20 protein-coding genes and 3 pseudogenes are annotated in these 25,611 nt (G+C 71.1%); 12 read left to right on the top strand and 11 right to left on the bottom strand.

The window, feature by feature from the left end; all coding sequences use genetic code 11:
* Positions 1 to 156: 156 nt before the first annotated feature.
* The 4 genes and pseudogenes from BI06_RS31445 to BI06_RS31435 all read right to left on the bottom strand — a co-directional run bounded on the left by BI06_RS31445 (position 157) and on the right by BI06_RS31435 (position 4,933).
* A complete protein-coding gene (locus BI06_RS31445; RefSeq protein ID WP_043473899.1) occupies positions 157 to 1,206 on the bottom strand; it encodes a WD40 repeat domain-containing protein in 1,050 nt (349 codons plus the stop codon).
* Between the two features lie 660 nt (positions 1,207 to 1,866).
* Positions 1,867 to 2,055, bottom strand: a pseudogene (locus tag BI06_RS46955) (integrase core domain-containing protein); the annotation flags it as partial.
* A 77-nt stretch (positions 2,056 to 2,132) separates the two neighbouring features.
* Positions 2,133 to 3,332, bottom strand: a complete 1,200-nt coding sequence (locus BI06_RS31440) for a PP2C family protein-serine/threonine phosphatase (RefSeq protein ID WP_043473897.1) — start codon at positions 3,330 to 3,332, stop codon at positions 2,133 to 2,135.
* Positions 3,329 to 4,933, bottom strand: a complete 1,605-nt coding sequence (locus BI06_RS31435; protein ID WP_043473894.1) for a CHASE3 domain-containing protein — start codon at positions 4,931 to 4,933, stop codon at positions 3,329 to 3,331. The genes BI06_RS31440 and BI06_RS31435 overlap by 4 nt, the downstream gene beginning before the upstream one ends.
* Before the next feature lie 113 nt (positions 4,934 to 5,046).
* Here BI06_RS31435 and BI06_RS31430 point away from each other — a divergent pair, with 113 nt between their 5' ends.
* A complete protein-coding gene (locus tag BI06_RS31430) occupies positions 5,047 to 5,823 on the top strand; it encodes a response regulator (protein ID WP_082558810.1) in 777 nt (258 codons plus the stop codon).
* 427 nt (positions 5,824 to 6,250) lie between these two features.
* A pseudogene (locus BI06_RS54005) lies at positions 6,251 to 6,499 on the top strand (transposase); the annotation flags it as partial.
* Positions 6,500 to 6,822: 323 nt separating this feature from the next.
* Here BI06_RS54005 and BI06_RS51425 read toward each other — a convergent pair.
* Positions 6,823 to 7,602 (bottom strand): TrmB family transcriptional regulator, encoded by a 780-nt coding sequence (locus BI06_RS51425; RefSeq protein WP_051742336.1) that lies wholly within the window; start codon positions 7,600 to 7,602, stop codon positions 6,823 to 6,825.
* Positions 7,603 to 8,277: 675 nt separating this feature from the next.
* Between BI06_RS51425 and BI06_RS51420 the strand changes: the two genes are divergently transcribed.
* The 5 genes and pseudogenes from BI06_RS51420 to BI06_RS46940 form a co-directional block, all read left to right on the top strand.
* Entirely contained in the window at positions 8,278 to 8,445 is a 168-nt protein-coding gene (locus tag BI06_RS51420; protein WP_158516486.1) for a hypothetical protein, read from the top strand.
* A gap of 203 nt (positions 8,446 to 8,648) precedes the next feature.
* Complete coding sequence (locus BI06_RS31420) at positions 8,649 to 10,403, top strand: hypothetical protein (RefSeq protein WP_051742333.1); 1,755 nt, start codon at positions 8,649 to 8,651, stop codon at positions 10,401 to 10,403.
* Positions 10,404 to 11,135: 732 nt separating this feature from the next.
* On the top strand, positions 11,136 to 11,618 hold the full coding sequence (locus BI06_RS31415) for a hypothetical protein (RefSeq protein WP_233290366.1): 483 nt from the start codon (positions 11,136 to 11,138) through the stop codon (positions 11,616 to 11,618).
* A gap of 2 nt (positions 11,619 to 11,620) precedes the next feature.
* Positions 11,621 to 11,983, top strand: coding sequence for a tail fiber domain-containing protein (locus tag BI06_RS31410; RefSeq protein ID WP_043473889.1), 363 nt, complete (start codon positions 11,621 to 11,623; stop codon positions 11,981 to 11,983).
* A 242-nt stretch (positions 11,984 to 12,225) separates the two neighbouring features.
* Positions 12,226 to 12,768, top strand: a pseudogene (locus BI06_RS46940) (IS5 family transposase); the annotation flags it as partial.
* 87 nt (positions 12,769 to 12,855) lie between these two features.
* Here the strand turns inward: BI06_RS46940 and BI06_RS31405 are convergent.
* The gene (locus BI06_RS31405; RefSeq protein WP_043473886.1) at positions 12,856 to 13,209 is read right to left on the bottom strand and encodes a hypothetical protein; all 354 of its coding nucleotides are present in this window, start codon (positions 13,207 to 13,209) and stop codon (positions 12,856 to 12,858) included.
* Between the two features lie 200 nt (positions 13,210 to 13,409).
* Between BI06_RS31405 and BI06_RS51415 the strand changes: the two genes are divergently transcribed.
* Positions 13,410 to 13,559, top strand: a complete 150-nt coding sequence (locus tag BI06_RS51415) for a hypothetical protein (RefSeq protein ID WP_157855459.1) — start codon at positions 13,410 to 13,412, stop codon at positions 13,557 to 13,559.
* 467 nt (positions 13,560 to 14,026) lie between these two features.
* Here the strand turns inward: BI06_RS51415 and BI06_RS31400 are convergent, their stop codons facing one another.
* The 4 genes from BI06_RS31400 to BI06_RS31385 all read right to left on the bottom strand — a co-directional run bounded on the left by BI06_RS31400 (position 14,027) and on the right by BI06_RS31385 (position 18,199).
* Positions 14,027 to 14,857, bottom strand: a complete 831-nt coding sequence (locus BI06_RS31400; protein WP_149030540.1) for a hypothetical protein — start codon at positions 14,855 to 14,857, stop codon at positions 14,027 to 14,029.
* Positions 14,854 to 15,264, bottom strand: a complete 411-nt coding sequence (locus BI06_RS31395) for a peptidase inhibitor family I36 protein (protein ID WP_043473881.1) — start codon at positions 15,262 to 15,264, stop codon at positions 14,854 to 14,856. The genes BI06_RS31400 and BI06_RS31395 overlap by 4 nt, the downstream gene beginning before the upstream one ends.
* A 71-nt stretch (positions 15,265 to 15,335) precedes the next feature.
* Positions 15,336 to 16,382 (bottom strand): helix-turn-helix domain-containing protein, encoded by a 1,047-nt coding sequence (locus tag BI06_RS31390; RefSeq protein ID WP_043473878.1) that lies wholly within the window; start codon positions 16,380 to 16,382, stop codon positions 15,336 to 15,338.
* Between the two features lie 563 nt (positions 16,383 to 16,945).
* On the bottom strand, positions 16,946 to 18,199 hold the full coding sequence (locus BI06_RS31385) for a phosphatidylserine/phosphatidylglycerophosphate/cardiolipin synthase family protein (RefSeq protein ID WP_043473875.1): 1,254 nt from the start codon (positions 18,197 to 18,199) through the stop codon (positions 16,946 to 16,948).
* A gap of 110 nt (positions 18,200 to 18,309) precedes the next feature.
* On the opposite strand from BI06_RS31385, the gene BI06_RS31380 reads away from it, so the two are divergent.
* From BI06_RS31380 to BI06_RS31365, 4 genes are all read left to right on the top strand, one after another.
* Positions 18,310 to 19,941, top strand: coding sequence for a diacylglycerol kinase family protein (locus BI06_RS31380; protein ID WP_233290365.1), 1,632 nt, complete (start codon positions 18,310 to 18,312; stop codon positions 19,939 to 19,941).
* Positions 19,942 to 19,987: 46 nt separating this feature from the next.
* Positions 19,988 to 20,932, top strand: coding sequence for a YihY/virulence factor BrkB family protein (locus BI06_RS31375; RefSeq protein ID WP_043473872.1), 945 nt, complete (start codon positions 19,988 to 19,990; stop codon positions 20,930 to 20,932).
* On the top strand, positions 20,932 to 21,726 hold the full coding sequence (locus tag BI06_RS31370; protein ID WP_082558832.1) for a phosphatase PAP2 family protein: 795 nt from the start codon (positions 20,932 to 20,934) through the stop codon (positions 21,724 to 21,726). Before BI06_RS31375 ends, BI06_RS31370 begins: the two co-directional genes overlap by 1 nt.
* 144 nt (positions 21,727 to 21,870) lie before the next feature.
* The gene (locus BI06_RS31365) at positions 21,871 to 22,803 is read left to right on the top strand and encodes a transposase family protein (protein WP_199523376.1); all 933 of its coding nucleotides are present in this window, start codon (positions 21,871 to 21,873) and stop codon (positions 22,801 to 22,803) included.
* A gap of 105 nt (positions 22,804 to 22,908) precedes the next feature.
* Here the strand turns inward: BI06_RS31365 and BI06_RS31360 are convergent, their stop codons facing one another.
* Positions 22,909 to 25,602: a hypothetical protein gene (locus BI06_RS31360; protein WP_043473870.1), complete on the bottom strand. Its 2,694-nt coding sequence runs from the start codon at positions 25,600 to 25,602 to the stop codon at positions 22,909 to 22,911.
* Between the last annotated feature and the right edge of the window lie 9 nt (positions 25,603 to 25,611).

The raw sequence follows: 25,611 nt of genomic DNA, 5'->3' as shown, positions 1-25,611 counted from the left end.
GTAGAGAAAGTGATCGCCGGGGCCGCCGTCGGTGTCGCCGGCCGGTGGGTCGCAGGGGAGGTAGGAGACCCGGACCCGCCACAGCCCCGGGGGGACGGTGATGCCTGGCCCGTCCTACGGGTGCGCCTCCCGGCGCCCGGGCGGCGTGTCCCGCTGTCACCGGCCGACCTGCCACTGTCGCACGGTCCCGTCCGAGGACCCCGAGAGCAGGAAGCGGTCGTCCGGGGTGAGCGCGATCGCCCGTACCTCGTCGGTGTGTCCCTCAAGGGTCTGTACGCAGCGGCCTGTTGACGTGGACCAGATCCGGATCCGGCCGTCGTTCTCGCCGGTGATCGCGAATTGTCCGTCGGAGGTCAGCCGGGCCACCAGGACGTCTGCGGACAGGTCTTCGGAGTGTCGGGGCGAACGCCCGCGAGCGTCCTCGAAGGCGCGAACCAGCGCACCGGTCGTGGCGTCCAGCAGCCACAGCGTGCGGCCCCCGTGATCGCCTGCGGCGAGCACCAGCCGGCCGTCGTCGCTCAGGCAGACAGAGGAGACCCACCCGTCGGGGTGTGGGATGGACAGGGCCGTGCCGCCCGCCACGTCCCACACCCGGATTTCACCGTCGGAGCCGGCGGAGACGGCCCGTTGCCCGTCCGCGGAGAGCCAGACGGCGGTGGGGTAGGCACCGTGGCCCTGCAGGGTTCGGACCGGGGGGATCCGCACGCCCGGCCCCCGGAGGGTCGGGACGAATGCGGGGCCGGCCAGGTCCCACATCCGCAGCGCGTTGTCGTCGCAGATGCCGAGTGCGAATCGCCCGTCGGCGCTGAACGTGATCGCTCCCCGGCGGTCGCTCGCACCGGTATGGAGCACTGGCTCGCCGCGCCGGCCCGCCGGCGGGCGGGTGTCGAGCCTGCCTTCCCAGCCGAGCGGCGAGGTGTTCCAGGCATTGAACCAGCCCCCGCCGCACGCCACCACCCGTCGCCCGCAGGTCCACAGCCCCGCGCCGCCCGCACCATCGGTGCCGAGTTCCCGCAGCAGGGTGCCGGTGGTCAGGTCCCACAGCCGGACCGGGTCGTCACCGCCGGCGCACAGGCCGTACCGCCCGTCCGCTGAGAGCGCGACCGTCCCTACGTCGAAGGAGCCGGGCAGCGACCGGACCGGCGTCACGGCGCCGAGGCCGCTCCCCTCGGTCTCCCCTCGCAGTCCGCGCCAGATCTTCCTCATCCGCAGCCCCCGTCGCGATGTCCTTCGTCCCAGTCTGCCCTCCGAATGCCCCCGGGACCATGACGCCGGCCCGGACGGGCCGGAGGGCCCCGAGTGCGTACAGGCTTGCGCGGCAGAGGAGTTGGGTCCGCTGGTGCTGCCGGTCCCGACCTGGCGCGAGTTGGTGGCCGCGCTGGCTTCTGCTCCGGACGGATCCGTGGTGGGAGTAGCGGGTGCTGCACGCGAGGCTCTGCCCGGCGAGGGGGCCGACTGGTGTGACGTGTTGTGCTCTGTGGGCGTGTTTTGGCCCTCATGGCATGTTGTCTGGACCCTTGCTTGGGCGTGTTGGGGGTGTTCGGCCCGCTGCGCGGGTGGCCAGCGTCCGCGACGGCTCCCGGATCCTGCCGCGCCTGATCGACGCGGGCCCCGCTGCCGAGTCCGGCCGCGGATGGCGCTGGTCCACCACCTCACCGGCGGCCACTGGGGTGTCACCCCGGAGCCCTATGGCAAGACCGTCCACGCCGACCTGCGCGCGTTCGACAGCAGCCGGCTGACTTCCGCCGCGCGCGTTCCAGGCCGCCTTCGCGCGCCTGCGCCCGGCCGAGCCCCTCGGCTCCTGCCTTCCTCGTTCCTGCCACGCCGGGGGAGTTGAGCTGTTCAAGCCTGCGTACTGTTCGGCTAGCACCGGTGGTAGTTGTAGGTATGGAGGAAGTCCGCCAGGGGTTCAGTGCGTTCGGCATTGCTGGAGTACGGGCGCACATACGCCCACTCGTCGAGCAGAGTGGGATTCAGGCGCTCAACCTTGCCGTTCGTCTGCGAGCGATACGGGAGCGTGTGCCTGTGGACGATCCCGGTGGCGTTGAGCGTCTGAGCGACCGGTGGGGCCGACGTCGTGGCCGCTGCCGGCGACCACGACCACGACCACGGTGCCGGTGAGGCGGGGGCGGTCATCGCTTCTGTCGGCCCTCCCAGTCCAGGCGCAGGACGGCGAGGTCGTCGGTGTGCCGTCCGGCGTTGAGGGTGTGGGTCTCCTTGATGAGGAGGTCGACGTGGGTGGCCGGGTCACAGGGCGGCAGACGGCCGATCAGTGTGAGCAGGCCGTCGACGCCGAGCCGTGTGCCGGTGCTGCCGTTGTGGCCCTCGGTGAGGCCGTCGGTGTAGATGGTCAGGGATCCGCTGGGCGGTAGCGGGACGGTGGTGCGGGGCCAGTTGCGCAGTCCGGGGAGGATGCCGAGGGCTATGCCGTGGGCGGCGGTGACCTCGCGAGTGCCCTCGGGGGTGGTCAGGAGCGGTTCGTGGTGCCCGGCGAGGTGGAGGGTGGCCGTCGCGGCGTTCTGGTCGAGGGTGAGGAGGGTGCAGGTGGCGAACATGGAGAGGTTGCCGCGTTCGGCGACCAGGATGCGTTCCATCAGGTGGAGGAGGTCCTCGCCGCGGTGGCCGCCGAGGATCAGCGAGCGCCACGCGATGCGCAGCAGGACGCCGAGGGCGGCGGCGTCGGGGCCGTGTCCGCTGACGTCGCCGACGACGGCGTGGAGGAGGCCGTCGTCGTCCACGACGTCGAGGAAGTCGCCGCCGAGCAGGGCTCGCGCGCCGCCGGGCAGGTAGCGGCTGGTGACGGTGACGGTGGAGGTGTCGAGGATCGGCGGGGGCAGCAGGCCGCGTTGCAGGCGCGCGTTCTCCTCGGCGCGCAGCTGGGTGGCCTGGGCCTCGATGCCGGCGCGTTCGGTGCGACTGCGGTAGACGGCGTAGCGCACGCTGCGGCGCAACAGGTCGGCTTCGACCTTGCCCTTGACGAGGTAGTCCTGGGCGCCGGCGGCCATGGCGTCGGCGCCGGCCCGTGCTTCGGACAGGCCGGTGAGGACGATCACGGCGGTGTGGGGGGCGACGGTGCGCACGGCGGTGACTGCGGCTGGTCCTGCGGCGTCGGGCAGGTGCAGGTCGAGCAGGATGCAGTCGACGGGTGCGGTGACGAGGGCGGTGCGGGCCTGCGCGAGGGTGGGGCGGACGGTCAGCTCGACGTGCAGGCCGGTGTCGTGGAGGAGTTCCTCCACGAGGAGGGCGTCGGCGGCGTCGTCCTCGATCAGGAGGATGCGGTAGAGCGACTCGTCGGCGGTGGCCGCGGGTACGGCGGCTGCGGTGACGGTCACGCCGTGGCCTCCCCGGTGTGCTCGGCGGGCGCGAGGACTTCCGGTGGGTGGGGAGCGAGGGTGAAGTGGATGCGCGCGCCGCCGTGGTGGTCGGGGTCGACATGGATGGTGCCGCCGTGGAACTCGACGATCTTCTTGCACATGGCCAGGCCGATGCCGCTGCCGGAATAGGCGTCCTTGGTGTGCAGGCGCTGGAAGATCACGAAGACCGTCTCGGCGTATTCCGGTGCGATGCCGATGCCGTTGTCGGTCACCGAGAACCGCCACGGCCCGTCGTCGTCGCCGTCGTTGTCGCGTTCGGCGGTGATGTGGATGCGGGGGGCCTGGTCGGGGCGGCGGAACTTGACGGCGTTGCCGATCAGGTTCTGCCAGAGCATGCCCATCTGGGTGGGGTCGGCGGCAAGGGTCGGCAGCGGGTCGTGGGTGATGTGCGCGTCCGCCTCCTCGATGGGGACGCTCAGCGCGGCCAGGGTCTGTTCGAGGACCTGCTCCAGGTCGACGTCCTGGTGGGTGTGGTGGAGGCGTCCTACGCGGGAGAAGTCCAGGAGGTCGTTGATGAGGGTCTGCATGCGGTTCGCGCCGTCGACCGCGAAGGCGATGTACTGGTCCGCCTTGGCGTCCAGTTGTCCGCCGTAGCGGCGTTGGAGGAGCTGGGTGAAACTGGAGACCTTGCGCAGCGGCTCCTGCAGGTCGTGGGAGGCCACGTAGGCGAACTGTTCCAGCTCGGTGTTGGACCGCTGGAGGTCCGCGGCCTGGGCGTCCAGGCGGGTGCGGGCCTCCTCGGTGAACGCCAGCTCACGCACCAGGCGCCGGCGCATGAGGTCGATCTCGGCGCCGAGCAGCCGCAGGTCGGCGGGGCCGGTAGGGGTGATGGGGTGGTCGAAGTCGCCGCCGGCGACGGTGCGGGCGTCGGCGCCGAGGCGTTCCAGGGGAGTGGTGATACCGCGGCGCAGCCCTTCGAAGACCAGGACGGTCAGGACGGCGACAAGTGCGGCGATCGCGGTGAACAGCCCGTTCCTGAGTCGCATGACGCCGGCCAGGTCCTCGCGTGCCCGCGCACGCTCCGCGGTCAGTCTGCCCTGCTGGTCGCGCAGGGCGGCACGCAGTTCGTCGAAGGCGGCTTTGCTCTCGGCCGCGCGTTCGGCGGCCAGCTGCACGGGCGCGCCGGGAGGCTGGGCGGCGATCGGCCGGGCGATCCGGTCCTGCCATCGCGATATCGCCGCCCGGACCGTCGAGAGGTCCGCGAGCGCGGCCTCGTCCCCCTCCAGCAGCTGCGAGAGCCGGTCGGTGTGGGTGGTCTGGTCGGTGAGGCCCTGCCTGTAGGGCTCCAGGAACTCCGGGTTGCCGGTGAGCCCGTAGCCGCGAATACCGGTCTCCTGGTTGAGGACGGCCGACTCCAGGCGGAACGAGGTGGTGACGGCGGGCGACTTCTTGTCCACGAGGCCGTCGCTGATCTCGGCGGTGCGGTCCAGCACCCACGCCCCGCTCACGCCGAGTACGCCCAGGACCGCCAGCGAGACACAGGCCCCGACACGCAGCCACAACCTGGTCGTCCACCCGGTGTGCCCGCCTGCACGGTGAGTCCCCTCATCGCCGGTCATCGTCTGAAACCCTCCACTGAGACAGCCGCCGCCCAAGAGGCGCAGCGCACACTGTAGAGGGTCGTTGACAATGTTTGTTGTCGCGGGGTCCTGCGGCGGCCTAAAGTGCGGGTGTGCCTGGCAAGAACTTCGTCCTGCGGACCACCCAGCACCAGACGGCGGCAGTCGCGGACGCGGCGGTGGGCCGGCTGGCGCGGAGGCTTGCACTGGAACTGCTGGAGGACCCCTCGCTGGCCGCTACCGGCGGGCCGGCGGGCGCACTGAGCCTGCTGCACGTCCTGGACCACCTCCAGCACGCCACCGAGCGCCTCAAGTACGAGGCTGCCCTGACGGCTGCGCGGGCCGGCGCGGGTTACCCGCAGCTGGGAGCCGCGTGCGGCATGACCCGTCAGGGCGCCCGGCGCCGCTGGCCGGGGCTCTTCGACCGATCCGACAAGAAACCTGCGGAGCAACCTGTGATGACCACCAGCCCTGGCCGGGCCGTCGACGTCCTGCTTGTCGAGGACGACGTGGCCGATGCCATGCTCATCGAGGAGGCCCTCAGCGAGCGGGGTACCCGCAACCTCGTTCAGGTCACGGACGGAGTCGCCGCGCTGGAGCACCTGCGCGACCCCGCGAGCGCGCGCCCGGACCTGATCGTCCTCGACCTCAACATGCCCCGCATGAACGGCCGTGACCTGCTGAAGGTCCTGAAGAGCGACGAGGACCTGCGCACCATCCCGGTGGTCGTCCTCACCACCTCCTCGGCGCCCGACGACGTCACCGGCGCGTACAGCAGCCACGCCAACGCCTACGTCACCAAGCCCGTCAACCTGGCGGACTTCGAACAGGCCGTCCAGAGCATCGACGCCTTCTACGTCGACACCGCCACCCGGCCGCCCCGACGCTGACCTCGCGGACGCACCCCTTCGGAGTCAGCCAGTTTGTCGGCAATTCGGCGAAGACGGCTGCCGGAGATGCAGTCACTGTTGAGCGCATCACGGACCGGTGTGTGCGGATCGGTGTCCGCGACGGCTCCCGCAGAGGGCGTCGAGGTGGGACAGAGCTTCCTGGGTACGGCCGTGCTCGGTGTACGGGGTGCGACTGCTTGTCCAGCCCCGTCGAACTTCGAGGGGACTGGTCACGAGGCGGCCTGGGACTGTTCACCGTGGTTCGCGAGGTGACCGGGCCCGGGCGAACGGCAGCGTGTACGGCGGCGGACACGCTGCCTGGAACGCTGATGAAAGTGTTGGGTTCTGGCCCCGCCGTGTGAGCGGTGGGGCCGGACTCGTGTGTGTGGCGAGGGGGGAATGGGCCGGGGAGGCGGTCGGGCCGGACGTGTGGGAGAGCTGCCGGGAGCTGATCCCGGCGGACAGTGTGTTCGCGTTCCTGGCCGAGCACCGGGGCCGGTTGTTCCCCGCAGCGATGTTCGCGGACATGTATCCGTCGACGAACGGCCGGCCGAGCAAGCCGCCGCAAATCCTGGCCGCGGCGATCACGCTGCAGGCCCTGCACGTGCTGTCCGACTTCGAGACCGTCCAGGAACTGCGCTGCGACCGGCGATGGAAGGCCGCTCCGGCGGTACCTACCCGGGGCGATCACGAAATTCTTTTCGGACCACAGGTGGATGGTCGACGCCGTCCGGCTCCAGTCCGACTGGGACCGGTCGTTCAGGTCGCAATCGTGCACGAGGCGATGCCGGTCCCGGCCTGGGCGAACGGCAGGGGAGAGCAGCCGGAGAGCTACTTCCGCCGGCCGATGTCGAACGCCGTGCGGGCCGTGATCGTGGGCGGTATCTCGGGGTGGACCGCCGGCTGCACCCCTCCGAGCTTGCCGGACTGCGCGAGCGGCGCGCCGGGATCGCGGCTGCCGACGGGCAGGTCGCGGCCGCGCGCAGGGGGACGTTCAGACTACGGCTGGGACGGCAGCCAGCCCCGCTGGACCGCCCTTACGCCGAACTCGAACAGCGCGCGGAGCGCGGTCAGGGTGCCCTGGCCGGCCAGCACCACCGCGCCGGCCGCGGTGTCATCGCTGTTCACGGGGATGACCGCGCAGTGCCGGTCGAAGATGATCATTCTGGTGGCCAGCTCGGGCGTGGTCCGGACCTCACCCCCGAGCGCCACCAGCCAGGCCACGTACTCCACCGTCGGCTGGTTGTCGCGCACGCTGCCCAGGCAGACCGTGCGCATCCGGATGCCGCGGGCCAGCAAGTCCTGGTCGTGCGGCTTCGCGGCGGCGATGCTCTCCGCCCGGTGGCCACCGCCGTGGGCGAAGGCCATCACCTCGTGGTCCAGACCGTGGGAGAGGGCCGCCAGCCGGTCCCGGATCTGGTCCAGCCTGAGCAACTGCTCGATCCCCGGACGGCTTGTGGCCGGGCCCAGCTCCGCGAACTCCGTGATGAGCTGGGCCGCCGCCACCCGCGAGGACTCGATCCGCGCCTGATGGGCCGCCAGCTCGGCCTTCTGGCGGCCCATCAGTAACTCCATGCCGATCTCCGCTGGAACGGAACGGAGTTCACCGTCCCGCTCGTACGAGGTCCGGATCAGTCCGAGCTCGCTGATCAGGTTCAGGTTCTGCCGGACCACCGGCTCCGCCACCCCCAGCCGCTCCGCCAGGGCCCTCACCCGGTGCGCGAGCATCGCCCGGTAGACGCTCTCGGCCCTGCGGTCGAGCCCGAGTATGGCGAGCAAGGCAATCCCCCCGTGAAGGTCCTGCGGACAACGCTCTCGGGACCATTACACGAACGACCGCGACCGGCCAGGGCCACGTCGGCGGACTGGACCGGCCACGGCCGGAATCGTCCAAGTTGGCCCCCTGTGCGCGAGTTGAACCGTTTGGGAGGGTCGCTGCATGTATCTCGTCCACATTCCACTCACCGCCCTCGGGCCGGGTGCCGAGCTTCCGGCCGAGCTCGCTGCACTGCTGCTCGCCGGGACGGCGCCGCCGAGGGAGCCGGAACACATTTCGGTGCACCGGCACGGCCACGCCGGCCCGGTAAGCCGGGCTGTACCTGGTCGCCCCCACCCTGGAGCACGCCGAGGCCGAGGCGGCTGCCTTCGTCCGGCGCGCCCTCGACGAACTGCCCGCACTGCCCGCACTGCGCGGCTGGACGGCCGGGCCGGCCGCGGCCCCGCTGGTCGCAGCGTTCTACGAGCGGCTGATGGCGTCCCCGACCGACCCTGGCCGATTCGGTCCAGGACCCCTTCCGTCCACCTGACAGGCCTTCCAGGCGGACTGGGCGGCGACGAAGCTTGTGCTTGCCGCCGGGGAACACCGACCCGGAGGACAGCACCGGTGAACGCGCCACCGCGGGGCGCGCAGCCGGTGAACCACCGCCATCCCTACACTCCCGAAGGACACCCCACATGCTGCGTATCCGTCTCGTCCGGGCCGCCGCGGTCGCCTCGCACGCCCTCGCCGCCGTGGCGGCCGTAGGCCCCCAGGTGGTCGACACCGACCGGCGCGCTTCCACCGGCACCACCGTCGCAGCCGCCGCTCCGGCGCCGCAGCTCGACAACATTATCTGGGAGTAGCCGCCCGGCGACTCCGCCGCGCCGCCCCGCGCCGCGCACCCTCAACTCCGCGCACCTCGTATCGCGTATCGCCCACCGTCAACGCCGCACCAACGGCCCGCGTCGACCCCTCCCGGGTCCGGGGCCCCTCTCTCCGGCCGCCCGGCGTTTCCGCACGCCTTGGAGCAGGCCTCCACCCCACGACCCAGCCATGGAGCACACGAATGTCCGTCGCGACCCGTCCCGCCGTCCGCGCCGCCTCCGTCCTGCTCGCCGCCGGCCTGTCCGCCCTCGCCCTGGGCGCCGCCCCGGTGCACGCCCAGCCGGCCACGAACGCGCCGTCGGACGCCCCGTCAGGCACCGCGTCGGGCGTCCCCATACCCGGCGCCGGCGACAAGGGCAGCCCGGGGCAGGGGTCACCCGACCCGGGCAAGGCGCAGGACGCACCCGCCGCCGGCCCGTTGGCCCGGGCGGTCGCCCCGCAGGTCAGCCGCTCCGAGGCGACCGCCCGGGCCAACTCGTGGGTGTCGCTGGGCCTCGACTACAGCTGGTCCACGTACCACAACGGCTATCGCCAGGACTGCTCCGGTTTTGTCTCGATGGCCTGGAAGCTGGGCACGCCCGGCCTGGACACCACCAGCTTCATCCCCGCGGGCGTCGCGTCGAAGATCTCCAAGGAGGAACTCAGGCCCGGCGACGCGCTCCTCAACGAAGCCGCCGGCGCCCTGGGCCATGTCGTCCTGTTCGACCGCTGGGCCGACACCGCCCACAGCGCTTACGTGGGCTACGAGTTCAGCGGGAGCGGCGTCCATCACCGGACGATTCCCTATCCCTATTTTCCCGGCTCCATCCCCGCAGGCACCAGCTACAAGCCGGTCCGCAACAACAGCATCGTCGACGACGTGACGGTCCCGGCCCCGACCCCCACCCCCTCGGGTACGTCGCCGGCTGCGGCGACCGTGTACAACCCGGAGACCGGGACGACGGAGGCCTTCGCCGTCGGGGCCGACGGGATCATGGCTCACACCTACAGCACCGGCGGCGGTGCGTGGGCGGCCTGGAGCACGCTGGACCCGTCGTTCCGGTTCACGGGTAGTGCGAGTGCGGTGTACAACCCGGTGAACAAGGTCTTGGAGGTGTTCGCGACCGGGACGGACGGTGTCATCTCCCACAATTACCTGTTCAACGGGGGGCAGTGGAGCGGCTGGGCGACTCTCGGCCCGGCCTTTCGCTCCGGCAGCAGTCCGACTGCGGTGTTCAACGCCGCCACCAACGCCATCGAGCTCTTCGGCATCGGTACGGACGGTGTGATCAACCATACGTACAACATGAACGCCGGGTCCTGGTCCGGTTGGCAGCCGATGAACAGGGACTACAAGTTCACCGGTCGCGCCTCGGCCACGTACAACCCCGACTCCAGGACCGCCGAGGTGTTCGCCACCGGTACGGACGGTGTCGTCTCGCACGCCTACAGCACCGGTGGCAGTGCGTGGTCCAACTGGTCCACCTTCGGCCCCGACTACCGCTTCGCCTCGAATCCCGCCGTGGTCTACAACCCCGTGAACAAGGTCACCGAGGTGTTCGCAACCGGGACGGACGGCGTGATCTCCCACAACTACCTGTTCAACGGCAGCCAGTGGAGCGGCTGGAGCACCCTCGGCCCGGCCTTCCACTTCAACGGGAGCCCGACTGCCACCTACAACGCCGCCACCAACGCCATCGAGTTGTTCGGCACCGGGGCCGACGGAGTGATCAACCACAACTACAACATCGACGCCGGCGAATGGGCAGGGTGGGAATCCCTGGACACCGCGGCCAAGTTCACCGGCACCCCGAACGCGGTCTACGAGTCCGGCACCAACGCGGCCGAAGTGTTCGCCATCGGCACCGACGGCGTCATCTCCCATGCCTACAACATCAACGGCAGCCGCTGGAGCCAGTGGGCCTCCCTCGGTGGCTGGAAGTTCAAGACCAGCTGAACAGGACTCACGCCCCCGGGGCCGGTCGCCGACAGTTTGTCAGGCGGCCGGCCTGGCCTGTTGCGTTCGGCGTGCGGCTTCCCCCGGCTCCCCGGTGAGTGGCACGCCCGCCCCGAGACCGTCGACGTCACCGAGGCCGTACACGGCGGGCCGTTCCCTGACGGCCCGTAGTGCTATGGCCGGGAGTGGGCCAGGGGTCACCGACGGCCGGTCGGCGCAGCGAGGCCGCCACGCACGGGAGGCCGGACTTGGGTGTCACCGACGGGTACAGTCCGATTATCGGGGGCCGTCCACGGGGCCGCACGACCTCGCCGAACGGCGACCGCGCCGAAGCCCGCCCGCAGCAGCGGCATGGCCCGGTCGAGGTCCGCTGCCGATCCGAACCTCGTCGACCGTCGAGATCCTTGTAGAGCTGCCGCACCTCGCCCGGTGCGACGGCCGGGCGCCGAGTGTCCGCCCGCCGACCGGTCGCCGGCGTGCCCTCATTTCGTCGAGTGCGTTCGTCACCGCGCTGCTGATGATTCATCAGATTGTGCGTACTCCCAATGGGCGCACGGTCGGGCCGGATTACTGCCCGTACGCTCATTTGCGTCGCCCGGGGAGAGGGCGGCACTCGTCGCGTGCCGCACGCGCGCCCCGCTCGTCCCAGCCGTAGTGCGCTGTTCGGAATGCGAGTGGGCTATTCAACTTGGAGTGGAAATGGCCTCTTTGGGTCGTAGGACCATCACCGTGATGGCAGCGGCTCTGGTGCCGCTGGGCGTGGGGAGCGGCGCCATCGCGTCGGCGGCGACCCCGCCGGCCTCGCCGTGTGCCGGCGCGGAATGCCCCAGCCTCCAGCCGGTCAACATCGCCGCGAGCCAGGGCTCGTTGAACATTACGCAGATGCAGCTGGAGAACATCAGCGCGACCGTCGTCGCCGCCGTCTCCGGAGAGCCCGTTCGCGGCGTCCAGGTCCAGTTCTACACCACCGGAGGTCGACTGCTGGGGGCGGCCTACACGAACCACAGCGGCATCGCCGCGATCTCCGCGCCGGAGAACCTCGGCCCCGGCACAGTCCAGGAATTGCTGGCAGGCTACGACGCCGTCCTGCTCGGTGACGGCGTTCATACACCGGCCAGCGCGCATGGAGCGATCACCGTCGGGGACGACGGCAGCCTTCTCTTCAGCGACCGTGGACTGAAGAAGGACGTCATCCCGGTCGACTGGAGCCGATAGAGGTGCGCGTCTTCCGCCGCCGCTCCCGGACGGCTGACCACAACACCCCGACTCGTCGTCCGGCCGGAGCGTGGGAGAGCGGCGCGGTGGCCCCGGTCGGTGCGGTCAACGGCTTCACGGTCCTGGAGACCGTGGCCGCGCTGCCCGTCAGCACCTGGAGCTACCTGTGGGAGCCCGAAGACGTGCGCCACCTCGGGCCGATGGCCCAGGACTGGCATGCCGCCTTCGGCTTCAACGGGGACGACACCACCATCCCCGTCGTCGACGGTCTCGGCGTCTCGCTGGTGTGCATCCAGGCCCTCAACCGCCGTATCGACGAACTGACCGCCGAAGTCGGGCGCCTCGGCGAGAGCGCCGAAGGCTGACCACAGGACAGTGCGCCCGCGGACACCGGCCCTGCGCATCCTTCGCCGATCCGCCCACGTTCGATCATCCCTCCGGAGACACCGTGAGGTTCCCCGCAGGCAGGGCCATTCTTGCTCTGAGTGTTGACGTGATCCACCCGGACCGAAGTCCGGGTGCGGGGCTTCGGGCGCTCCTGCGACGGCCTGCCCGCGTGAGCCTGGATCGCAGCGGTGGCACGGGAGAGACGTTCGCGCTGGAGAGGTACGGCAACTGGCGGGGCGTCTACAACCGGCTTCGGATGTGGGCCGTCGATGGGACCTGGGAACGGTGTTCGTCGCGCTGATGGCCCAGGCCGACGCCGACGAGGAGCTGTACCGGGCGGTCTCGGTGGACTCCACAATCGTGCGAGCACACCAGCATGCGGCCGGGGCCCGCAAAAGGGGGCCCCGGCCGAGAGCCGGGCGAGCGCGCGATCGGGCTGTCCCGCCGCGGGCTGACCTCGAAGATCCACCTGGCAGCGGACGGCCGGTGCCGCCCGCCGGCGTTCGTCCTCACCGCGGGCCAAGCCGGCGACGCACCCGCGTTCACCGCCGTGATGGCCCGCCTGCGTGTTCCCCGACCACGAGGGCGGCCCCTAACCCGGCCGGACGTCGTCCTGGCCGACAAGGCGTACTCCTCGCGTGCCATCCGCGACCATCTGCGCAGGCGGGGCATCCGGACGGTGATTCCCGTTCCGGTGGACCAACGGGCCCACCGGGTGCGACGCGGCAGCCGTGGAGGCCGCCCGCCCGCCTTCGACCGTGAGAGAGACCGCGACCATCTGCCTGGCCGGGCTCCACATCGCGGGAATCTTCCTCTGGTCCGCTCGATGATCTAAACGAAACTGTCTGGGTCAGAGGTGCCCGCCGTCGGTGTAGTAGTCGCTGACCTGCCGGCGGTACTCCGGGTCGTCGGTGTGCTTGTCCTTGTCGAACTCGGGTGAGTTCTTGATGTCCTCCTTGGTGCGGCCGACCCATACGGTCTTGTCGTCCGTGTCGATGCGGGTGATGGTGCCGGCCGGGAGGAGGACCTCGCGGCCGAAGATCCACGGGCCGGTGTCCACCACGATGTGGGCGGTGTCGACGTCCTCGGTGTGCTTGTCCACCTTGCCGATGTGGCCGTCGGTCGCCTCGACCCGGAAGCCGGTCAGGTCGCTGCCCGCCACGTAGCCCCCGGCACCTTCGTAGCCCCACAGTCCGCTGCTCACAACTGCCTCCTCGTCGGTTGTTCCTGCTGTGACGCAGGGGCGGCTACCCGGCAATCGGGGACGCATTCGTGCGACTTCTCCTGTTCCGGCGGTGTGCCGGCCGGGCGGGGTTCGGCCAGCAACCGTTCGAGTGGTCCGGGGTGTGGGTGCGGAGGAACGGGGCAGGCGGTGCGGCACCGGACACCTGTGGAGGCCCGCTCATGATGATCCTGCTGTTGCTCGCGTTACCGGCGCTCGTCGCCGTGGCGGCCGTCGTGATGTCCACGAGCCCGATCGGGCGTCACCGCGGAGCCCGCCGGCTCGTGACCGCCGGGCCCGGCCGCCGCGGCCCGGCCCGTCACCGCCGCTGACCCCCTGGCCAGGGGCCCTCCGACCCCGGCACCGTGAGTTTCCTCCCTGTCGGCGTACGGCCAGGTGCTGGTGATCGGTTGCTCCCGGGAACAGGCGGTGGTGAACCAGTAGGGCGGAATCCGTGCGCGGATTCGCCGACTACGACGAGCCTCGTGACCTGCGAGGCTCGGTGAGCACCTCTCCGACCGCGACGGACAGTCACAGCTGTGCCGAACCGCGCTGATTGTCAGCCGCGCGAGAACGAGAACAAGGTCAGTCCGGGGGACGAGCTCCGCGATCTCCCGGACCTGGCCCGCTGTGGTGAATTCGCCGAACTCGGACCGAAGATCGCGGATCGGCCGCCGTGGACTTCATCACCTCGAAGCCCTGGAAGCGAATCCCTCACCCTTGGTGACGAGTGCCCGTGCGGCGGCCCCGGCCCAGCCGCCTGTCCGGCGCCACCCGCCCGGCCGTCAGCCGTCCCCGGTCAGCCGTCGAGCACCGCGCGTGCCCGGTCGGCGACCCGCTGCGCGGCGGACCGTTCGGCCGACAGAGCGTCCTTGTTCCGCTTGATCATCTCGTCCTGGTACGCGGCCTCGACTGCGAACCACTCGCGGACGACGCCGGACGAACGGCTGCACCGTACTTCCGAGGCGGCCTGTGCACGCTCCGCCGCCTGGTCGGCGGGTTTCCTGTCGCTCGTGTCCACGGGTGAGGAGGCGTGGTAGCCGAGCGCACTCATGCATGACGACCATCTGGCCGTCGCCGCCACGACGCGGGAGTCCTTGGCCGACACGTCCCACGACTTCCGCTGCAGTTCCATGGCGACCGGTGTCTCCCGGACCCTGGCGGTGTCGCCGAGCTGCTGGACGGCCCAGTCCGCGCAGCCCTGCGGCGGCTGCTCGTCACCCGGAGTGCCCTCGAAGACGAGGCGTTGAGCGTCGGTGAGCTCCGGCGGGGTCGGTGGCGCGGCGGCGTCCCCGGACGGAGGGAGCCCGTAGCCGTACCGTTCGGCCTGTTCCAGATCGGTCAGGCCGTAGCGCCGTTCCAGGAAGTTCTTCAGGGGCGGGCGCACATGCACCAGCGGCTGGATCGGCGCGCCCCGTTCGCGCATGCAGCGCTCCACCAGCCGTTCGTAGGCGCTGTTCAGGTCGTCGCGCTGCTGATAGGTGAGCAGGTACGCCTGCACCGGGAGCTCGGCCCGGGTGCTCCCGGCACCGTCGGTGCCGCGCCCGGCGGTGGCCGTGTAGCCCACCGCTCCGCCGGCCGCGACGCATACGGCGACCGCGCATGTCGTCAGTACGGTCCGCCTGTTCACGGCCCGGACTGCACCGAGGCGTTTTCGTTGTACGTGTTGACGAGGTTGGCGAGAGTGTTGAGCTGGATGAAGTCGCTCGGGCCCAAGTAGTTGAACCGGTAGAAGACGGCAGCACCGTACCAATCGCTCGTGTTCCGCGCCGAGGCAGCGTTGTTCCAGACGCTCTCACCGAGGCCGTTGCAGTTGGTCCCGCAGGCGTTGAACCTGACGTCCGTCAGGTTGGGGATGTTCTGGTAGAGCCTGACGAACGCACCGCCTCCGTTGGAGTTGTAGTAGAGGCAGAACCACCCGTTGATGCAACTGTCCGCGCTCGCCGGTGAGGCCGCCGCCACGGTGCCCGCTGTGAGGCTCGCCGTGGCCAGTGCTGCCAGTAGCAGCCCTCGCGCGCGCTTCTTCGCTCCTCGCATGGTCTCTCCTCGGTCGATGGATGGGGCGTCGTGACCCCGCGCGAGAAGTCTCCGTCGGACCTTTGCCGGTGTCATTGTTCGTCGGCGCAGCCTTCCTTGACACCGCGCGCAAGGCGACCGGAGCCGGTGCGGGCGGCACGGGGAGCGGGAAGTGTCGATCGCCGGTGCTCGGCGGGGGTGATGCCGTAGGCGCTGCGGAAGGAGCGGCTGAAGGTGGCGGCGTCGGTAAAGCCCCAGCGCGCGCCGATGGCGTGAACGGGCAGCGCACGCAGGGCGGGGTCGCTCAGGGCCGCGTGGCAGCGCGCCAATCGGCGGCTGCGGATGGTCGCCGAGACGGTCTCCCGCTGTTGCCGGAAGAGATAATGGAGCGTCCTTACCGAGATACCGTGGTGGACTGCGACGGACGCGGGGGACAGGGCGGGCTCGGCCAGGTTGTCCTCGATGAAGGCGTTGATCCGGGCCAGCAGCATGCGGGTGCGGGCCTCCGGTGGCAGGCGGTCGTGTGCGTCGAGGTGGTGGGCGAGGAAGGCGGCGGTCAGTTCCCAGGCCGCGGTGCCCATCCGGTCCAGCGCCGGCCCCTCCAGCGACGGTGCCTGGTCGACGACGCTGCGCAGGAATGCGGCGAGCACGGCGCCGGCACCGCTGCGCCCCGGCAGCGCCCGGGCCAGGACGCGGTCCACCCTGCCGCTGGGCAGCGGGAACCCGGAACGCGGCAGATGCAGCACGATACCGCGCAGCAGCGGGCCGGCCGTCCCGCCCAGTCCTTGGCCCTCGTACGGCAGCGACGTGCTCCACAGAGCGAAGTCGCCCGTCGACAAGCGGCTGTCCTGCCGGGACTGCGATATCGACATCTCGCTGTCCAGGATGAGAGCCAGTTCATAGCCCTCGGGGTCGGAATTCCTGATCAGCGCGGGCGTGCGCAAGGAGTGGATCGGCGGAAACGACATCGTGGTCAACCGGACCGCCCCCAGGTCCAGCGCGCCGGCGTCGGCCAGGAAGTTGGAGGTGTGGCGGCTCCGGACTCGTACGGGGGCGACGGAACGGCCTATCAGGTCGCACCACAAGTCGAAACGCTGTTCGGCCGGCACACTGGTCGTGCTCAGGACGGTATATCCCACGAAACCTCCAGTTCCCGCTTCAAGATGAGGGGAGCACGGTCCGGTCCGCGTCCAGGAGGGACATCCAGCGTTGTACGGGTCGATCGAGGCCGCGCGGCGCCCATGGACAATTGCGAAGAGCCCCTTCGACAGTAGGCAGAGCGCACCTGCCGGGTCCCCGCGATTCAGTTGATCCGGCCCGAACCCATTCCCGTGTGGCCGGAACACGCGCGGATGCGGGGCATCGACAGATCCGTGGACAAGCGGTCGACCTCCGAATTCGGCCTCAGCGGCGGCTACGGTGGTCCGGGCCCGAACCGCGGTGGAGATGAGGTCCAACTCGCGCAGGCCTTTCGAGAAGCGTTCGAGGTCCACAACCATGGGCCCGGCGGCCGGGCGAGCGCCACCTCGACCGGCAGGCGGACGGCAGCGTCACCAGCTTCTACCTGTCGCCGTCCACCGGCGTGCCCGGTCCGATGCCGAGGAAGTAGGCGAATGCCTCGGGCGCGCACGCGCCCCGGCCCGCCCGTCACCGGAAGGGCACCAAACCCCGACGAACCGCTACAAACGGTTGAACGGCAAGCTCAGAGGAAGTGCCGGATCGGGGCGGTTGCCGCCTCCATCGCGCGCCGGGCCGGGCCGCGGCGGCGCCAGCGGGACGGTGTGAGGGCCTGGCTGCGCGTCAGGTCCCGGTCGAAGTCCTGGTCCAGCCGGGCGGTGAACTCCTCGTCCACCACGGCCAGCACCACCTCCTCGTCGTGGTCGAGCGAGCGGCGGTTGAAGTTCGCCGAACCGATCACCGACATCGTGCCGTCCAACGTGAGGACCTTGGCGTGCATCATCGTCGGCTCGTACTGCCAGACCGTCACCCCGCAGGCCATCATCCGCCCGAAATGGCGCTCGCCCGCCAGCTGGCAGACCCGCTTGTCGGTGTGGCGCCCCGGTACGAGGAGCTCGACGGTGACGCCGCGCCGCGCCGCCTGGCAGAGCAGGTCGACGAAGTAGTCGTCGGGGGCGAAGTACGCGGTGGCCACGCGGAGCCGGTGCTCCGCGGAGGAGATCACCACCCGCATCAGGGTCTGCAGGTCCTGCCACCCGACGGCGGCCGAGCCCCGGACGACCTGGACCACCGCGCCGCCCGGCTGCTCGTGCTCCTCGAACCGGTCGGCCCCGTCGTAGAGCGTTCCGGGGGCGCACTCGGCCCAGTTCTGCGCGAAGGCGGCGGCGATGCCGTCGACCGCGGGGCCGACCACCCGGACATGGGTGTCGCGCCACTCTCCCGGGTGGCGGGCGTCGCCGCACCACTCCTCGGCGATGCCGACTCCGCCGGTGAACGCGATCCGGCCGTCCACCACCATGACCTTGCGGTGGCAGCGGTGGTTCTGCTTGAACGGCGAGAGCCTGACCGGGCGCCGGAACCAGGAGATCCGGACGCCGGCCTTCTCCATCAGGTCGATCAGCTCGGGCTCGATCAGCCTGCTGCCGAACCCGTCCAGCAGCAGCCGTACCCGCAGCCCCTCGGAGGCCTTGCGGGCCAGCGCGTGGGCGAACCGGCGGGCGATGTCGCCGCGCCAGTAGACGAAGGTCATCAGGTCGACGGTCCGCCGGGCGGTGTTCACGGCCTCCAGCATCGCGGGGAAGATCTCGTCTCCGTTGCGCAACGGCGTCAGCAGGTTGCCCTCGGTGGCAGCGATTCCGATCAGGGCTTCCAGCCGACGGCGCAGAGTCGGGCCGCGGTCGGGTCCGGAGGCGGCGGCGGCCTGTTCGACGGAGCCGGGCCCGGAGGCGGCCGAAGCGTGTGCGACGGGACGGGGGCCGGGTGCGGTCTCGGTGGTCATCGGGGGTGTTCCGTCCGGAGGAGGGGCTGATGATGGCAGACGCTCCGCTACCCGTTCTCGGCGGGTCCACGCCAGGGGATGAAATCCGGAGATCGGGGGACACGGCGTCCGTGACGAGAACTCAGGCGCGCGCCGTGCGGATCGGCGTACCGGTGCTGGCGGCGACCACCCAGGGAGCGGTGCTGGTCGCGGTCGGGCTGCTGATCACCCACCCGCCGGCCGGCTGGTGGGATCCCGGCGAGCGGGGCTTGGTGGCCTGGCTGGCCGCGCACCGCACCCCCGCCTTGACCGGGGCGAGCGACTGGTTGTCCGCGCTCGCCTTCACTCCGGCCGTCGTGACGGTGACGGCGCTCGCGGCCGTCGCACTGCTGGTCGGGCGCCGTTGGCGGGGCGCGGCGCTGCTCTCGGGCGCGGTCGCCCTTCAGGCCGCCCTCTTCGTGACCGCCGCCCACCTGGTCGACCGGGCCCGGCCGGACGTGGTCCGGCTCGACGGGGCGCTGCCGACCTCCAGCTTCCCGTCGGGGCACGTCGGTGCGGCGACCGCCCTGTACGGAGGCCTCGGTCTGCTGCTGCTGCGCCCGGGGCACGGGTGGCGGCGGGTGGTGTGCGCGCTGCTCTGGGCCGTTCCGGTGCTGGTGGCAGCCAGCAGGCTGTACCGGGGCATGCACCACCCCACCGACGTGGTGGCGGGCGCGTTGAACGGCGCTGCGGCGCTGTGGGTGGTGTCCCGAACGCTTCCCGCCCGGCAGCGGCACCGCACCGGTCCCGTAGCTCCGGTGCGCGGATCCGTCGCCCTGGTCTACAACCCGGTGGGCGTGGACGACGCCCTGCTGCAACGGCTGTACGCGGTCGTCACCGCCCACGGTCACCAGCCTCCGCGGCTCCTGCCCGGGTCCGCGGAGGACTCCGGCCGGGCGGCGGCCGAGCGTGCCGTCGCCGGTGGGGCCGGCCTGGTGGCGGCCTGCGGCGGTGACGGCACGGTGACGGCCTGCGCCGACGCACTCGCCGGGACGGACGCGGCCCTCGCGGTCGTCCCGTGCGGCACCGGCAATCTGCTTGCCCGCAACCTCGGCCTGCCGGCCGACCCGGCCGACGCACTGGCCGCCGCCCTCGGGGGCCACGCCCGCCGGATCGACCTCATGCGGGCAGAGGGCGACGGTCTGCCCGCCCGGGCCGCCGCGACCATGGCCGGGATGGGCCTGGACGCCGCCGTCATGGCCTCCACCCACCGCGGCCTGAAGCGGCGCCTCGGCTGGCCCGCCTACCTGCTCGGCGCGATCCGGCACCTGGGTGACCGTCAGTTCGCGCTGACCGTGCGCGTCGACGGCGGCCCCCCGGTGCGGCGCCATGTCCGGATGGCGGTGGTCGGCAACGTCGGCACCCTCCAGGGCGGGGTGCGCCTGCTCCCCGGTGCCGTGCCCGACGACGGTCTGCTCGACCTCGTCCTGGTGCAGCCGCAGGGCCTGCGCGGCTGGGGCGCCGCTCTGGTCGGCCTGGTCACCGGCACCCACCGGCCCGGCCCGGCCGCCCCGCTGGAGCACTTCCGCGGCCACCGGATCGAACTCACCGCCGACCGGGCCCGCCCGCGGGAGTGCGACGGCGACCCGGTCGGGGACGGCCGGGTGCTCGCACTGAGCGTGCGCCCGGACGCCCTGCTGGTGCGACTGCCCGGCACCGCCCGGGACACGCCGCTCGAAGGGGCGGGGACAGCACGCACGCAAGAGGAACGGGAGACGGCATGACACGGACCGACCACGGCCGCCGGCACCGACGGACGGAGGACCTCTGATGGGAACCGCCAGCCGCGTCGGCGCCGGCCACGAGCACCTGTCCGCCGACGAGGCGGTGCTGACACTCCGCCGCAGCGCCTGGTGGCCCCTGGCCCGTGACGCCTTCCTGCGCTTCCGGTACGCCGACGGGTTCAGCCACGCCCGCGCCCTCGCCTTCCAGATGGTGCTCTCGCTGGTGCCGTTCGCGATCTCCGTGGTCGGTCTCGCGTCCTCGGTGCACGGAGGGCCCTTCGGCCAACTGGTCGCGGCCAGCATCGAGCGGATGGCCCCCGCATCCAGCGGCGACCTGGTCCATGACGTCCTCGACCGCAGCCGCAACCGCACCGGCGGCACCGTCGCCCTCTGGTTCGGTGCCCTGTTCGCGCTGGCCAACCTGGTGACCGCCATGTCCCAGATCGAACGCGGCGCCAACCGCATCTACGGCATCGAGCGCGACCGCCCCTTCGACCGGAAGTACAGCCGAAGCCTCATGATGGCCGCAGGTGCGGGCCTGCCCCTCGGCACCGGCTTCCTCGTCCTCGTCGCCGGCCCGCAGGTCGCCGCGGCGGCCGACCAGGTCTTCGGCCTGGGCACCGAAACCACCACCGCCTGGACGCTGCTGCGCTGGCCGATCGGCCTGCTGCTCACCCTCGCCTCCACCGCCCTGATCTTCCGTAGGGCCCCGCGCCGCCGCCAACCCGGCTACAGCTGGCTGGCCTTCGGCGCCGGTGTCCACCTGGTGCTCTGGCTCGCCGCGACCTGGCTGCTCACGCTGTACCTGCGCGTCAGCGGTTCCTTCGACGCCGTCTACGGACCGCTCAGCGTCGTCTTCTCCTTCCTCGTCTGGGCCTACCTGACCGCGATCGCCCTGTTCCTCGGTCTCGCCTTCGCCGCCCAACTGGAGGCCGACCGCACCGGGCGGCCCGGCCCGGTCCTGCCCGATCCGGAAGGGAGCGGATCGTGATCCCCCGGCCCGGACGCCACCGCACCCCGCTGCGCCCGTCGCTGCGTACCGCGGACCTCCGACTCGGGGAGCGCCTTCTCGCCGGCGTCGTCGCGTTCGGCGTCGCGGCGGTGCCGGTCGCGCTGCTGCTCGTGCTGATCGAGGCGAACTGGCCACCGCTGCAATGGCTCGACGCCGGAACCGCCGGGCACCTGCACGCCTCGGTCCGCGACCGCCCCGGTGTGCTCGCCGTGCTGCGCGTCCTCAGCGACGGCGTGTGGGACCCGCTGACGATGCGGTTGCTGATCGCGGCGACCGTCGGCTGGCTGTTGTGGCGCAGGGCCTGGCGGCTCGCGGTGTGGGCGGCTGCCACCGTCACCGCGTCCGGGCTCACCGGCCTGGCGGTGAAGGTCACCGTTGCCCGCGCCCGCCCCGCTCTGCCCGATCCCGTGGCGCACGCCCCCGGCTTCTCCTTCCCGTCCGGGCACGCGATGACGGCCGCCACCTGCTGGGCGGTGCTGCTGCTGGTGTTCACCCCGGTGCTGGGCCGCCGGTGGCTGCCGGCGGCGCGGACGGCGGCGGTGATCAGCGTCCTGGGGGTCGGGTGCACGCGGATCGCGCTCGGCGTGCACTGGGTCAGCGACGTCCTCGCCGGGTGGCTGCTCGGGCTGGCACTGGTCGCGGCGACGGCGTGGGCGTTCGAGGGATGGCGCCGCGACACCGGCCGGTCCGTGCCACCACCGCTCACGCAGGGACTGGAGCCCGAACTCGCCCGGCACGGGCCGGCGGAACCCGAGGCGACCGGCGGCCGGTGAGGCCTGCGGCCGACCCCGGCCGGGCCGGCCGCCGAGTGCGATGTCCTCGGCGTCCTCCCTCGCGTACGAGTAACAGAGCTGGCTAACGAGCTCGTGCACAGTAAGCGGTGAGACGTCGGGCCACGGATGGTCGATCATGGTGGGGTGGTGGGGACCGTGACTCGTGCAGCGATCGTCAGCAGTCGTCGGATCACGGGCCTGTCGGCCGGTGTGATCGCGGAACTCGTCGCGGAGCTGGGCCCGTTGTGGCATGAGTGTCATCAGGCAAAGCTGGCCTCCCGGCCGCGGCAGCGGCGTGTGGGAGCCGGCGCGAAGCACCGGCTGGTGTTCGTCGACCGGCTCCTGGCCACGCTCGTCCATCTCCGTCACGTCACCCATGACGTGCTGGCCTGCTGGTTCGGCGTGGATCGCTCCACCATCACCCGGGCCATCGGCGAGGTGCGGCCCCTGCTCGCCGAGCGGGGGTGCACGATCGGCCCCGGCGTCCGGCTGCGGACCCTGGCAGAGGTCGTCGACCACCTCGGCGCCGGCGAACAGACCGGAATCATCGACGGCACCGAGATCCGGGTCCGCCGTCCAGCCGCCGGACGCAAGAACCGGGGCACCTTCATCTCTGGGAAGAACAAGCAGAACGCCGTCAAGTTCATGGTGGTCACGGACGGCGAGGGCCGCGTGCTGTGGTGCAGCCCGACCGAGCCCGGGAGCTGTGCGGACATCACCCACGCCCGTCAATCAGGGCTGGTGAAGCTCCTGGCCGACGGCCCCGTGGTCGAGATTCTTGCCGATGCGGGCTACCAGGGTCTCGGCGCTCAGTCCGGCGGACGCGTGGTCACACCACCGCACCGCAAGTTCAAGAAGAACGCCCCGGACTGGTACGAGGAGATGCACGAGCGCCAGCGCAAGGCACACTCATCACGCCGTATCCGCGTCGAGCACGGCATCGCCCCTCTGAAGAACTGGCGGGCGCTGGCCCGCCACCTCGGCCGCCGCGAGCACATCAGTGACACCGTCGAGGCCGTCGCCGGCCTTCTGTCACATCAGCAGACCGCGGACCTGTACCCACGACGACAGAGGTGAGCACCAGGCCTGCCGGAGCCCTCGACGTCTCACCGCTTACCGTGCACGAGCTCGTAAGGGCTGTCCCGTAATCCCAGACCCTCTCTAGGATCCTCACACCCGGAGTCAGAGCTGCAGACGGCGGAATGTGCGCAGGATCTCGATGCTTCCGGACTGCCCCAGGGCGGCGAAGCGGCCCGGCCCCACCCGCGTGAACATCGCGGACGCGTCCAGATCTGCTTCCTCGGCCCCGACGGCCTTCGGGTCCGGCCGCAGGAATACCGACGCCGCGTCCGACTCCGTCAGGTGCAGGCCCGGCCGGAAGCGTGCCCGCCGCCCCTCGGCCCCGCGCCTGCTCTCGCGCTGGTCCTCGCCCTCGGTACGTCGCCTGTCGCGCCCCGCCGGACCGCGCTGACACAGGAAGTCGAAGTACCCGTCCCGTACCTGGCTCTCGGTCGGCTCCTCCTCGGCGGCCGGCAGCAGTTCGACATCGTCGACCGGCCGCCAGCACGGACCGAGCGAGGAAAGCGCGCCCAGCGGCATGCTCACCAAGTGCCCCTGCGGCAGGCGGGCGATCAGCCGGAGCCCTAGTCTGGCCACGGCGGAGAACTGCCCGGTGCTGATCTCGCCGACGGTCCGGAAGCGCTGGTTCGGACCCTGTTCAAGGACCGTGAGGCCGTCGGACCGGTGGACGAGGAGCAGGGTGCCGTCGGCGGTTCTCACCGGGTCGAGAGCCATCACGTCCCCGGCGACGTGATGCTCCTGCTCCCTGACCAGGAGTGTCTGCACGCCGCAGATCTCGGAGGCACCCAAGGCCGTGGCGTCCAACTCACTTCCATCGGCAGCTAGTTGCTCGATGCTCAGCTCAGGGACGTCCGCGAGCAGGGACACCCGGAACGGTCCGCCGGGCGTGGTGCGCAGACGCGCCCGTACGGCGTTCTCGTCCTGCTGTGCGCGGACGAGGACTCGCTCGGTGGCCCCGGAAACCCTGCCGGTGAACGCCCAGAGCCGACGCGTGCGTTGGGCGAGCACATCCGGCGGATCAACCTGCCACCTAATGTCCCACCGCTTCTGCTTCGCGTAACAGCGGCTGATGCGCTGCGCCTCCGCCTGGATTTCGAGGTTGCGCTGCTCGTCCTTCGACACCGGGGCACCGGCAGGTACCACCATCTGGCGTCCGCCGACGCTGGTGACGACCACGACGGGCACGTCCGAGAGCAGATAGTTGTTGTAGGGGATGTCCAGATAGATCCACGTATCGGTCGGGCAGGACGACGGCTGGATGGATGTCGTAGCGACCGGGGCGAGGTCACTGTCCAGCACGATGAGATCGCACACCTCGACATCGTGACTGCCGCCTCTGCGTTTGACGGTGATGTAGGCGCTGTACCCGGGTCCGTTCGCGGCGAAGGCTCCGCCCGAACAGGAGTGCACGGAGGGGTGATACTTCAGCGGTGTCACGTCGATGTCGAGGTCGGGGGTCGAGGCCAGGGGCAGATCGAGGGCGCCGCCGACGGCGAGTCCGTCCGCATGGCCCTGCACCGTTGCAGGGCGCATCACCCGTCTCCGCCCTCCGCAGCCGTCCGGGGCCGGGAGGTCGGGGATCGGGACTTCCATGAAGAGGTGGGCCGGGTCGTTCGGGTCCTGTTGCAGCTCGGCGGGCAGGCTCAGCGGCGCGGTAGGGACCATGCCGGAGATGCCGCCGGTGGCCATGTGAGCCATCTCTGGAAGCATGGCCGCAGCGACGACATGGTGCTCCCAGGAAAGCCTGTCGGCCGTCGCGGCCACGGTGCCGCCCACGGCCAGCGTGAGCACGAAGGTGACCGCGCAGCAGACCACTTCCAGGTCGTCCGTCACCTCGAAGGACCCCCGGGCGTCGAAGCGCAGCTTGTCCCCGGCCAGACTCGCGGTGACCGAAGCGCTGAGCGTCACGTCAAGGTCGATCTTGCCCCAGAGGCACTGGCAGGCGTCCACCACTTCGCCGTCCACGGACATTCCGTAGCCGGGAAGCGCGGCATTCCACGCCACCTGCGCCTCGCCCGCGCGCCGGAAGCGGCCCGTCGCGTCGAGGGCCGCGCCGACCTCGCGCCGCATGACTGCGCTTCCGATCCGCTGGTCGAGCAGTACCGACCAGTCCTTGTCCGGCAGCAGCGCCTCGATGCGGCCCGCGTAGAAGTCCGCCCACGATGCCTGCGAATCCCCCGACAGGGCATCCGCGAGAGCGAATTCGACCCGCAACTCGACCCGTTGGGCACCCGGGACGAACGCCATGTCCACGTGGTGCGGCGCCAGCCCGACCTCGGCCGCGGAGGTTTCCTTCGTGAGCCGCTCGACCATCCGCAGGGGAATGGGCTTGTTGCCGATGAAGTCGCTGATCCTGGAGGTGTCAGCCCCAAGCGCCGCGAACAGGGAGTCCTGGTCGGTGTTCAGGAACTCCGCCCTCACATGGTCCACACCGCCCAGAACCACCAGCTCCAGGGCGAACCTCGCCTTGACCGGCTGCGGCCCCGTGGGCACCGGCAACGTGGACGCTCCCACCTTCTCGACGCGTACCGCCAACGGCACCGTCATCCCGATACGCCTCTTGGAGAACGTACTCACCGGTGGTCCCGAGACGTTGGGGTAGATCACCGAGCGCGCGTCGGCCTCCTCGAAGACGGGCGGGCCCTCGAGGGTGACGTGGGTGATGAGGACGCGGGCCAGCGGATGGTCCGGTGGAATCCCGTAGAGAACCTGCGGGCAGGGCCCTTTCGCCGTGGCTGTCTGCTGAGAGATCAGCCGCCCGAACGCCTCGGACGAGAACTGGGTACGGGTCAGCATGACGGCGCT

Source organism: Kitasatospora sp. MBT66, assembly GCF_000710405.2.
In the GTDB taxonomy this organism is placed as follows: Bacteria; Actinomycetota; Actinomycetes; order Streptomycetales; family Streptomycetaceae; genus Kitasatospora; species Kitasatospora purpeofusca.
The sequence above is the reverse complement of the archived record's forward strand: the minus strand, read 5'-3'. Positions and strand labels throughout refer to the sequence as shown.